The organism is Microbulbifer sp. CNSA002, from assembly GCF_047324085.1.
Taxonomy (GTDB): Bacteria; Pseudomonadota; Gammaproteobacteria; order Pseudomonadales; family Cellvibrionaceae; genus Microbulbifer.
The window spans coordinates 2,374,715-2,386,739 of the sequence record NZ_CP172449.1 but is presented as its reverse complement, the minus strand read 5'-3'; the positions used below and the strand labels follow the sequence as shown (position 1 = coordinate 2,386,739).

The window sequence follows — 12,025 nt, the reverse complement described above, 5'->3', positions numbered from 1 at the left end:
CTCACAAAATAGCGTTTTACTAACCACACTATTTAAGTCAAATCCCCTGACTCCATACAATTAGTAAATTTAAAGGCCTATCATAACAACCGACTCCAACTACCAGCCAAACATCTCCTTTGCGGCCCGAAGGCTACTATTGGGAACCTTTTTAAAACTTGACCCTGAATAGCTAACTACTATAACTATTCACAAGGTTGTATAACACGCAGCATCTACTGACCAACTGGTATCCATATGATACATCTATTTATGCACGCGAATGTTAAGGACTTCAACGAATGGCACAGAGTGCTAGAAGAGTTTATGCCTATAGTGAAGCAAATGGGCGCTACAGCTACATCTGTATATCGAGAGATTGACAACCATCACAATGTAACAGTGATCCATGAGTTTCCTTCGAAGGAGCATGCTATCAAGTTTGTCAATAGTAGTGAGCTTGAAGAATCTAGAAAAAAGGCTGGCGTGCTTGTAACTCCAAAAATTTGGTATACAGAAAAATTATAATTATTCCTTATTATGGCATAAAAATTTATAAAGCTATCTTCACCCCCAATAGGCCTATCCATTCAAGGGGTGTATCTTGATCAATGGCTCTTCCTTTATAAATAAGCTGACTCTAGAGTATCTCTCCACTAACAGTACCCATATAACAATACTGATAACCCCTGCCTTTAAAGTAACTTCATATACTTGACTGGCACATGATCAACCAACCACACATTATTAGCAGAGCGATAAAAATCAAAACCATCTCGATGCATGGATTTAGCCTCCACCCTTAACAGTACGGGCTTGCCATACCTGGCCCCAACAGATCGAGCAACTGCCTCGGATTCTGACAGGTGAACATGGTGCCTTTGCATTTTCTTCAGTCCTTGCGCGAGGATATCTTCAACAAAACGCTCTGCAGTGCCATGGAGAAGCGCACCTGGTGGCTCAAGGGGGCTTAAATGTAAATTAATATCTACAGAATGTCCCTGATTGGCTCTGATAGAAAGACCATCATCACTTATAGAAAACCGCTGCTTATCATTGGTTTCCACAACGACAGAAACCAAATCCCTGTTTAGCTCAAAGTCTACAGTTTTCTGAATCAACTCATCAACTGCCACCCATCCATTCTCATCCATAAACAAGCCGATGGCTTCAGGCTCATGCCTGAGCAGGTAGCTGAAGTATTTTGATATCCTACTCAGCTCTCTACTGAATTCAGTATCTCTGTTCAATTCTAATATTCCACAACTAAGAATATAACTCGAAATTTTATGATGGGACATTCACCTTGGCGAAAATGTACTCATCAAAATAAATACCCCCTTTTTTTACTGAGCAGCTTAAAGTCCCTTCATGCTTATACCCCGCCTTCTGTAAAACCTTCATTGATCCGACATTTCCAGAAAAGACAGAGGCATAAAGCCTGACAATATTTTGTGAAGAAAAAATCTCACGAGTAAACTGAGTCAAAGCAATAGTAGCAATTCCTCTCCCCCAAAATTCTCGCGCAACCCAATATCCAACCTCACCGGAGTGAGAATGCTCAAACAGCTGCTCGCGCATACTTATAATCCCGCAAAAGGCCCCTCTGTACTCTATTGCCTTTACAACCCCTTCCTTCCCACAACCTTTATCAACCCACCAAGCAGCATCTTCCAATGTATAAGGGTGAGGAATTCTCGATGACAAATACTTAAGCACTGACTCATCATTTAAGTACTCAACCAGTAGTGCTTCATCATTCTTTTCAATGTTTCTTAATTCAATCATTCGGACAAACCATCAATTCCTTAACCTATTACTGACACCCTTTCAATGAAAATCAATGCTTTGTTGAAAGCTAGGGTTCTCAGCTATCAACTATTCCTGCCTACTCTCCAATCGGCACAATAGCTTTTTAGCTTCCTGCGACTGCTTCACATTTATTACTACATCTCAAAAATGACAGCCATTATCAATTATAATCGACCCTATTTGTACGGAATTCTATCAATATGTACCCTCAACAACTCAACTTGGCAGTATGGGCCTCACTAGCCCCTGCTGCGTTGGTGTCTGCCCAGGAAGTAACTCAAACGGTAGAAGAAGTTGAAGTTATTGGTAGAGCCCAACAATTTTATCTGGACTCTCATACACAAGTTGGAACTAAAACAGACGCAGACTTATTAAATATTGCGATGTCTGCTCAGGTACTAAGTGAACAGCTTATTGAAGACCAGGCTGCCCGCGATATCACTGACTTGTACCGCTCCATCGCAGGAGTTAGTGAATTCAGCTATTCCGGAGTCACATTTCGGGGATTTCGAGACAATAAAAATATATTTTACGATGGAGTCCGCAGCGATCCCTATTCGGGGTTTAGTGTTCCTCAAGTATCAAATGTAGCGCGCATCGAGGTACTAAAAGGGCCATCCTCCGCCCTCTATGGCGGCGGTGAGCCCGGAGGAATGATTAACTACACCTCCAAGAGGCCAACCTTCGATGAAGGCCGTGAATTGACAGTCACCTCCGGAAGCGAATCGCTAAAAGGAGCTTCTATCGAGCTAACAGGCGGTGTAACTGGAAATATCGCCTATCGTTTAGGAGGCTTCTATGAATCTCAAGATAGCTTTCGCAATAATGCGAATAGCGAGAACATTGAACTTGCCGGGGGACTACTATTTGACCTCTCAGCAGACACTCACCTGACAACCACCTTCGAGCACATAGAACAAAACCTAGGCGGTAACCGCTTGCGCGGCGTACCCGTTAATGATGACGGCAAATTCCTGGTAGATCCCTCCTACAACACCAACGAAAAATCTGATTATCAAAACCTAAAAGCCTTGGTTCTTCGAACTAAAGTCAAGCATAAGGTGACAGATAGCCTGAACTTTAACGCAACATTGCGTTACATGGAAAATGAAAGGGAGCAGGCTTATCACGAATCACGCGGTTGGGTAGACATCAATGGTGATGGAATGGCCAATGCTGAAGATGGAACCATCCGCCGTGAGTACCGCGATCAGTACCGGGCAAATGAAGAGCTGAGCCTTACTTTGGACTTTGTGTATGACACAGACATTTCAGGTATGAATCATCAGATTTTGCTTGGTGGTGACTATCATGATGTTGATACAAAATATGACTATTGGCGAGCGCGCCCTGGAGCAGACGGTGTTACAAACCTCAACATCTACGAACTCAACTACGGCATAACTGACCCGTCAACTTACAACCTTATCAATATGAATAAGGATGGTACGGCCAGCATCCGTACCAGCATTTATATCCAGGATACTGTGGAATTGACCAATCAGTGGTTCTGGATGCTAGGTGCGCGCCTTGATCAGTTCGACGAAACTGAAAAAGAAAGCGGCAATAGCTACAAAGATAATGATGCAAGCTACCGTACAGGCATCACTTATAAGCCCGTAGATACACTATCCCTCTATGCAAATTACTCCCAGAGCTTTAATCCGGTGAGCGCAGACGACTTTGAGGGCGGCGCCGAGGAGCTTGAACCCAGTACTGGCAGTCAAGTGGAGATTGGTGTGAAGAAGGAATGGCTGGATGGGCGTATCCTGACCACTCTAGCCTTCTATCAGATAAAAAAAGCAAATATGGCCCAAAGTAACCCCGCCTATATCAGTGCCGATGAGACCCCGAATGAAGCCGAAATTATCAACCTCGGGCAGGTTCAAAGTGGTGGAAGCGAGTTCACCTTAGTCGGTGACATAACTGAGAGACTCAGCATAACAGCTAATTATGCGTACAACGATACGTATATCGCTGAGGGTGACTCACGCAACGTGTCAGACTCAGGTCAGTTCGTAAATGCACCCAAGCACCAAGCAGGCTTGTGGGCCCGCTATGACCTCAGTATATGGGACTCAGCATTTGCCATTGGTGCCGACTATGTGAGCGATCAAATAAGCTTCGATGATCAAAAAGTAAAGGCCTACACTGTACTCGATGCCAGCTGGGCAACTCGCTGGGATGATATTCAGCTGAGTATCAACGTGAAAAACCTTTTGAATAAAACGTATGCAGTGAGCGGTTTTAATGAGCGGCAAGGACATTTTCCCGGCCAACCACGAGAGCTAATCGCCCAGCTTTCCTATGACTTTTAGCGACCTAGCAATTTATCGTCAGCGGATTTCCACTGGCGATATCATCTTGTTCTATACAGGAAGGAAGTTCTTTGACGATACACTCACCAATATATCCCCGCAGACTTACCCACCTGTTCAGCCCTTTCTCTAAACTAAGATATTATGAAAACGACACTGATCCCCCAGATTGAATTTCTATTAGCAAATATTCAATCCGAGGTTACACCTTCAATCAAGACGAGTACAGACCGTATAAATTTCGATCGAATAACCTCTCCATGACGCTATACAGACAGCAAACTCCTATTAATCAAGTTGGTATTCAAAGTCGTAGTAATGAACTCCACCATCCACCTGAATAGACATTTTCCCAGAGAGTCCCACTAGTTCTCCAGTGCCAGAATCAGGCACAACTTCTAAAATAAGGAAGTCCTCTCCCTTCTTCATAGTCCCAAAGTGCTGTAAAACAAACGTGCCTCGCTTACCACCTAGAGTACCGGCAACTTGCTCTATGGCTACATACCCCGCAGATCCTTTTACAGGAGTCATTGCACTTAGCATTTCTCCTCGACTTTCTCCTGAAAGATCACCGTAAAAGACTTTATTAATTGACATACGCCCCAAGCTGTTTCCTTCACTACCTTTCGCATACGGATCCATCGGCTTTACAGTAACCTCGAACTTTCCTGAAATTTTCATATTTGCTCCTTTGCGAATTTAGATTGAAGTAGTACGTGTCTGGCTTTACCAGTAACAACTTAGGCTCTAAGAGAGCCTAAAGTGCTACTTATCGGTTTTCCATTTTAATATACAAAACTGTATATTTATACACCCAAGATAGCATAGTAAGTGACTATGGGTTGAGATGTTTATGAAGGTGCGCAATTAACATTCAAAAGTACTAATGTCCATTAAGCGGTTAAGAGACATAAGCGAGAAATATTGCAACCTACCGAAGCAGTATGGGCTTTTAGCACTTCCAATCTTGTCGAGAAGATAGTTCATTATTATTTGGGACCAGGTGGAAATACGCTTGTCGATTCCACAGAGAGGGAAATTAAAGAAATCGGTAAAACGGGATTACAAAAGTTCAGTGAAGCAAAGCCGAAATGACGATGCCCCCAAAACCATTTTGGAGGCTATGAGTTATTATTTTTTCTACACTAGTATTGGCAAAACGATAGATCGTAGATCTGTGGATTGATTAGCCCAAAACACTGACTACCTAACTTATTAGCACCATTATTAGGTGTAATAAGCTAGGCATATCCCAGGAAACTAGCTTCCCTTCGCATAAAACGATCAACTACTTGGCGCAGTTACCATAGACGCCGGTACTAATACGTCTTCGCCATCACTCTCTTCTTGAGGTTCAGTAAATCCAAAATCCTCCAGTATTCCGTAGAGCGCCGGTAGCACCAGAAGGATCAGAATAGTAGAACTGCTGATACCAAATACAATACTGGTAACAAGCGGCACCAACACCTGTGCCTGCAGACTGGTTTCAAATAACAGTGGCAACAGGCCTGCAACTGTGGTCAGCGAGGTAAGGAAGATGGCTCGGAAACGATCGCGGCTGGCTTGGCTCGCCGCGCTATGCACATCCATTCCTTCACGCACTCGCCGCTTCACAAACTCCACTAACAATATTGAGTCATTGACCACAATTCCGGCGAGAGAGACAAAACCCATCATGCTTGGCATAGACATATTCTGCCCCATGATCAGGTGCCCCCAGATAACACCAATCAGCGCCAAAGGAATAGCCACCAATACAATCAACGGCTCCACATAGCTGCGGAATTGCATGGATAGGAGAAGGTAGATACCAATGGCACCTATTAACAGGGCGCGACCAATGGACTTACCTGTAACCTCACTATTTTTCATTTCCCCTTGCATATCAACGCGCAATCCTGGGAACTCACGGGTAAGCTCAGACAGGAACTTCTCCTGGGTGTCACCTAGTACCTGTCCAGCATTCGCTTTCTCAGTGAAAACATCAGCAAACACACTCACTACCCGCTCGCCGTCAATACGTTGAATTCGCGCATACTCCCGATTCATTTCTATATCGGCAACGGCAATCAGCGGAACTCGTTGCTTGGTAGCTGGATGGATAATGACTAATTCATCGAAACGGCTCAGTGCACCGCGGGAATTTGCATCCATGCGAACCTGAATCTCGTAGGTTTCCCCCCGATATTGAATTTCATCTATCTCCATCCCCTGGTAAGCAGCTCGCAACTGATTGGCGACATTGCTGGCATCCAGGCCGGAGGCATAGGAGCCTTCACGCATTTTGACGGTGAGTTGTGGCTTGCCGGGACGCAAGTCATCCACCACATTCACTACGCCGTCGTATCCACGCAACCAATTCTGCAAGCGAATGGACGCTGCCTTTAGCTGATCCAACTCCAAACCGGCAAGTCGCAAGTGGATAGCACGGCCGGCAGGGCCTAAGGCCGGTTCTTTGTAAAGAATAGCGATTGCCCCTGGTGTGTCGCCGGCGGCCTCACGCCAAGCATGGCGCAATTCATCCATGCTGGTATTGCGGCCTTCAGCGGCAAGCAGATCGACATTAATTGTGGCCACATGGGGCCCCGACTCAAAGGCATCTCCGTTAACACCAAAAGTGACACTCGTATGGTTTACCAAAGGTGCTCTTTCATTTTCAGAAAACTCTGAGGCAACTTGATCCAACGTCTTCAACTGCTTATCGACTAATTTCTCCATATCGACCAAAGAAGTGCCTTGAGGCATTAAGATCCGAGCTTGCAATAAATCGCCCTCCAAGGTGGGAAACCCCTGAAACTTGACGATCCCCGATGTCATCAAACTAATAGTGACCAGGAACAAGCCAAATACACCCCCGACAAAGGCATAGCGATATTTAACAGCCCAATCTGCTGCGCGCCCCATATTTTCTCGCCAACCATCAAAACGTTTGGCAAAAGCCTGCTTCCAGGCGGGGGTGCGACTTTTATGCTCAAGGGCATGCCGCAAGTGTGCCGGCAAAATCAGGAAAGCCTCGATCAGACTAATGAGCAATACAGAAATCAATACAATGGGGAGCACCTTGAGGACCTGCCCCATATCCCCCTTAATAAAGACCAGTCCTCCAAACACCATTACCGTAGTTGCGAATGAAGACAGTACTCCACGAGCCACTCGCTTGGTGCCATTGATAACCGCTTCCAACGGCGACCTTCCCTCACGGTGTTCACTGGCAATACTCTCCGATAACACAATGGCGTCATCCATCAGGATACCAATGGCAATCAGCAGTCCTACCAGACTGATCATATTAATGGACACGCCCATGGCCGTGATCAGTGCAAACGAACCCAGGAATGAAACCGGCAAGCCCATGACCACCCAAAAGACGTAGCGGCCACTGAAAAACAGATAGAGAGCCAGCGCTACCAAAATCAGGCCCTGCCAGGCGTTAGCCATAATCATCTGCAAGCGATCCGCAACGATAGAGGCGCTGTCCTGGGTTAGCGTGAGCTTCATACCCTCAGGCAGATTTTCATTTTCACGGTCGACAAAGTCCCGTACGGCTTCAAGCACACGCAAGCTATCATCCACACTATTCTTCTCGACATTGAGAAGCGCTGCCCGATGGCCGTCAAAAGTAATTTTGTCTTCAGCCAGCTCAAAGTCATCGTAAATTTTTGCAATATCCCCAAGTCGAACTTCCGCTCCATCACCACCTTTAATCACCACCAGGTTTTCCAATTCTGCAACCGTGCGGCGCTCTTCGGTAAAACGCACCTGGTATTCACGATCCGGCGTGGATACCTTGCCGGCGGGCATGTCGATCGCTTGCTGGTCAATAATATTGGCCAGGTCCATCACGCTGAGTCCGTACTGGCGCAAGTTATAATCTGAAACTTCAATCTGAAGCTGGTGGTCAGAAAAACCGGAAATGCGCACAATAGGAATAGCGGGATCGCGGAGTAATTCGCGGCGGTAGTGCTCCGCCAGCTGGTTTAATTGGGGCAAAGGAAGGTCAGCACTGATAGCAATACTAACCACCCCCTGAGTGCGGCCCAGTTCTTCGATCACCGGGCGCTCGCTTTCTGCAGGAAGCGAATCGATACTGTCTACTGCGGACTCCACATCAGCAACAAACTGGTCCATATCACCCGCTTCTTGCATCTTGAGGGTCATCAGGCCCAAATTATCTTTTGCCTCACACAATCGCTCATCAATAAAGCTGATTCCATCGGTGGCCTCCTCCAAGGGAAGACAAATACTATCTTCCACTTCGGCTGCCGCAGCGCCGGCATAAGGTACCGAAACCTGAACCTCAAACTTATCGATTTCCGGCATCGTTTCACGCTTCATGCTGGGCAGAACAAAAAGCCCGCTTAGCATCAGCGCAACCATCAATAAATTGGCCGCCGTTGGGTGACCGGCAAAATAACGTATCACTGCTGGGTACCTCTAGCACTCGCCGCAACGGATTGCTCATCACTGACGACGGAAACTGCCATTCCATTAATCGCAGGAATTACATCAGTCACAATAACCTGCTCACCGGGATTCAATCCCTCGCGGATCACAGTGGTGTCGCCTTGGTGGTAGTCAATCTGTACAGGGCGCACTCTTAGTTGACCATTTTGTACCAGATAAACCTTGCCTTCATGGAGGGCGCGGCGGGGTATAGCGAGTGCTGGTGCGGCGGGAGCCAATAACTCTACACGGGCATACATACCGCGAAATAGCGGTGGTTTTTCACCGGTCACCGCTTTGCCATAGGGGTCATCCACAGCTACAACAACGGAGAGTGTTCGACTGGTGCTATCCAGGGTTCCACCCAAGCGCACTACCCTCCCCTGCCACTCACTATTCCCCGGGCCACCCACCAGGGTGATCCGAGCTTCCAGCCCCAACAGCATCTTGGGTAGATCATCAGGAGTCGGATTGGAATCTATGCCAGGCCTTAAATTGCGCAAAAGTGGAGCCACATGAACCATAGGAAGCTCTGCTGCAATTTCTACCTGGGCAAGGCCGCTTGCATCAAATAAACGGGCATTGCCAGCAACATATTGGTTTTCTTCAACATGAACGTCGCCAATACGAGCATTAAATGGCAGGATCACCTGGGTGCGCTCCAGATTGTATTTACTGTCTCGTACCTGAGCTTCTGAGCGAGCTATCTGGGCTTCAATCACTTTGCGGCGGGTCGGGAAAAGGGAAAGCTGGCTGCTCTGGGTCTGCACTTCCTGGCGCAAGCGCAGCATATTTTGCTCTTCGATATCTACGGTCGAGCGGGAGACGGTTCCCTTAGCAACTAACTTTTGTTTGCGAGTGAGTTCTTTCTCACCCAATTTGAGGGTGCGCTCGGCGATGTCCAAAGAGCGTTTACTATTGGCCTCTTCCACGTCCAGCTCTTGCAAGTTAGCGCGATTTGCCGCCAAGTCACTTTCAGCCTGCGCCAGGGCAAGCTGGTAGCTGGTATCATCGATCTTCAACACCAGTGTACCGGCAGAGATAATATTTCCCCGCTCCAATTCCGGAGCTGTATACACCACCCTACCACTGACTTCTGCATTGGCCTCTAGGAAAGTACTGGGTTTCACCTCACCATATGCAATAGCTTGAGCTCGCAGCGGTAACTCCTGCACTTTAATTGCGTCTACCGCCGTTATAGGAGCCTCAATAGCATCGTGTTTAGGCTCACCTTTAGTGACGACCAATGCCATAGATATAAACACCCCCGCCGCTATCAAAGCTGGTAATGCCAGCCGGCGATTCATCAGTGCTTTCATATGAGTCTTAATTTCCATTGCCGACTTCCTCGTCTTTGGTCACAGATTTATTGGAAACGCCACGGAGTAAGAGTTGAACGGTATGGTTAATCCATCTCTCCCGGTTTTCCTCCCCCAGAGCAAAGCCAAACCCCTCCTTCAAGGGGTCGCCAGCGATAAAGGGAAAGGCAATCAGACTGATAAAAGAAACTGGCATCAGGTCAATATCCAGGTCCTCTCGCAACTGGCCGCTGGATTGGAGAATTCCCAGCAACCCGCGCAGCTTTGGCACCAGCTGTGAGGCTAACCTGTCAACAAAGAGTTCGCGCATTCGACCAGATTTGGAAGCCACTTCATCAGCAATCAGGCGCGGAATCCAGGGCTCCTTGATGTATAGGCGTATCATTCGACTCATTGCTTCTTTCAGCAACTCTAAAGAGGGCTCCCCTCCATCCAGCCCTGCACTAACAAACGCGGGGCCATACTGCATGATTTGGCTCCGAACCACCTCGATAATTAGCCCCTCCTTGCCGCCAAAGTGGTAACTGATCATCGCAGAATTCACCCCTGCTCCCTGAGCAATCTCCCGAATGGAAATATCACGGAAGGCCTTATTCCGAAGTAGAGAGTAGGCTGACTGCATAAGTGCCTCACGCACCTGGGATTCACGCTCAGGATCTTTTGGGCGCCCGCGGCTTCGAGTGGATGGATTGTCAGTCACAGGCATTTACCCTTAATTAATCAGTTGATTAATTAAATAGGAATTACACCCATGCAGCAACCCCGAAATCCGACCAGCCAGTCAGGTTGTGCCGGGTTAATTTCTGATTCACAAGCTAAACATCTCGGGACGCAATACGTGCCAATGATCAAGGGTTTGACGGGGCTAGCAAAATAGGTTGTAAAATTGACCTCCTGCAAGTGGCCACCTTTACTAAATTCAGCAGTACTTACCGGGAAAATTCCAACCACTTAGATTGGTACATTTTCAGGCCAAATATCCAAATTTCTACTTAAAGCGGCCTGAATGCGAAACCAGGAAAGCCATTCAGCTAGAGCAGAAGAAAAACGTCGCAATCTCATCCTCTTCCATATCCGAACGCCAATCCCAACAAGACTTTCTGTATAAATGATGAGTGATGAATAATTTTAAGCTTTAAATAAAGCATTACTACAACCAACACCCTCCTCAATGTTAGTATTAGGCCGTTTCAATATGAATATTCTACAGACCCTATCTATTTCAAGAATAATTTAACCTTCAAAGGGCATATAACTTATGGTCAAGTATTTGGCTCTCATCTCATTTTTTCTTATGGCTACTTTCGCAAAGGCTACAGACCTTAAGAGTTCTCCCCTGGTAATTGGCGACTCAATTAGTTTTCAGTCAAAGATATTAAAGGAAAAGCGCACCTTAAATGTCTACTTACCCGAGAGCTACCATCGTGAACCTGAAAGAAACTATCCCGTAATCTATCTTTTGGATGGCTCCTTATCCGAAGACTTTATCCATATAGCGGGAGTGCTCCAATTCGGCTCATTCTCTTGGATTAATATGCTTCCAGAATCAATTCTTGTAGGCATAGAAAATATTGATAGAAAACGCGACTATACATTTCCATCCAAAATAGCTTTAGATCAAAAAGAATTTCCATCATCAGGCGGATCAAAGGAATTTATTGATTTTTTGGGCAAAGAGGTTCAACCCATTATTGCGAGCAATTTCCGTACAAAAGAAAAGTCCACACTGATAGGTCAGTCTCTGGGAGGACTTGTAGCTACAGAAATTCTGTTAAAGCATGCGGACCTTTTCGACAACTATATTATTATCAGCCCAAGCTTATGGTGGAGTGGAGAATCTCTTCTGGCAAGCATTCCTGAAGACTGCTGTGAGGGCAAACAGATCTATATTGGAGTTGGAAAAGAGGGGGAAGTGATGGAGCGCCTAGCGCGAACACTATACAACAAGCTAGACAACAAGAAAAACAACACAAAAATACACTTCGGCTACTTTGAACAACTAGACCATGGTGACACTCTGCATCTTGCTGTTTACGATGCGTTTGGAAAGCTGTTTTCAGACAAAGCCCCTAAAAACTAGAAACATTTTTCAACTTAAAACTGGTTGCTTTCGTTTCAGGAAATAGAATACAAAACCTGCGGGGGCAACACACC

The 12,025-nt window shown here is 46.3% G+C and carries 9 protein-coding genes; 3 read left to right on the top strand and 6 right to left on the bottom strand.

What is annotated here, in order from left to right:
- The first annotated feature begins 237 nt into the window (after nt 1-237).
- Nucleotides 238-507: a DUF1330 domain-containing protein gene (locus ACG1BZ_RS10725; RefSeq protein ID WP_413665629.1), complete on the top strand. Its 270-nt coding sequence runs from the start codon at nt 238-240 to the stop codon at nt 505-507.
- Nucleotides 508-674: 167 nt separating this feature from the next.
- Here the strand turns inward: ACG1BZ_RS10725 and ACG1BZ_RS10720 are convergent, their stop codons facing one another.
- On the bottom strand, nt 675-1,229 hold the full coding sequence (locus tag ACG1BZ_RS10720; protein ID WP_413665628.1) for an RNA 2'-phosphotransferase: 555 nt from the start codon (nt 1,227-1,229) through the stop codon (nt 675-677).
- 37 nt (nt 1,230-1,266) lie between these two features.
- Nucleotides 1,267-1,767 carry a GNAT family N-acetyltransferase gene (locus tag ACG1BZ_RS10715; protein ID WP_413665627.1) on the bottom strand — a complete coding sequence of 167 codons (501 nt, stop codon included), beginning with the start codon at nt 1,765-1,767 and terminating at the stop codon, nt 1,267-1,269.
- Between the two features lie 224 nt (nt 1,768-1,991).
- Between ACG1BZ_RS10715 and ACG1BZ_RS10710 the strand changes: the two genes are divergently transcribed.
- A complete protein-coding gene (locus tag ACG1BZ_RS10710) occupies nt 1,992-4,109 on the top strand; it encodes a TonB-dependent siderophore receptor (RefSeq protein WP_413665626.1) in 2,118 nt (705 codons plus the stop codon).
- Nucleotides 4,110-4,397: 288 nt separating this feature from the next.
- On the opposite strand, the gene ACG1BZ_RS10705 is transcribed toward ACG1BZ_RS10710, so the two are convergent.
- The 4 genes from ACG1BZ_RS10705 to ACG1BZ_RS10690 all read right to left on the bottom strand — a co-directional run bounded on the left by ACG1BZ_RS10705 (nt 4,398) and on the right by ACG1BZ_RS10690 (nt 10,571).
- Nucleotides 4,398-4,790, bottom strand: a complete 393-nt coding sequence (locus tag ACG1BZ_RS10705) for a DUF3224 domain-containing protein (protein WP_413665625.1) — start codon at nt 4,788-4,790, stop codon at nt 4,398-4,400.
- A 603-nt stretch (nt 4,791-5,393) separates the two neighbouring features.
- Entirely contained in the window at nt 5,394-8,531 is a 3,138-nt protein-coding gene (locus ACG1BZ_RS10700) for an efflux RND transporter permease subunit (protein WP_413665624.1), read from the bottom strand.
- Nucleotides 8,528-9,889, bottom strand: a complete 1,362-nt coding sequence (locus ACG1BZ_RS10695; RefSeq protein WP_413665623.1) for an efflux RND transporter periplasmic adaptor subunit — start codon at nt 9,887-9,889, stop codon at nt 8,528-8,530. Before ACG1BZ_RS10695 ends, ACG1BZ_RS10700 begins: the two co-directional genes overlap by 4 nt.
- Nucleotides 9,879-10,571, bottom strand: a complete 693-nt coding sequence (locus ACG1BZ_RS10690; RefSeq protein ID WP_413665622.1) for a TetR/AcrR family transcriptional regulator — start codon at nt 10,569-10,571, stop codon at nt 9,879-9,881. Before ACG1BZ_RS10690 ends, ACG1BZ_RS10695 begins: the two co-directional genes overlap by 11 nt.
- Before the next feature lie 558 nt (nt 10,572-11,129).
- Between ACG1BZ_RS10690 and ACG1BZ_RS10685 the strand changes: the two genes are divergently transcribed.
- Nucleotides 11,130-11,951 (top strand): alpha/beta hydrolase, encoded by an 822-nt coding sequence (locus ACG1BZ_RS10685; RefSeq protein ID WP_413665621.1) that lies wholly within the window; start codon nt 11,130-11,132, stop codon nt 11,949-11,951.
- Nucleotides 11,952-12,025: the final 74 nt, after the last annotated feature.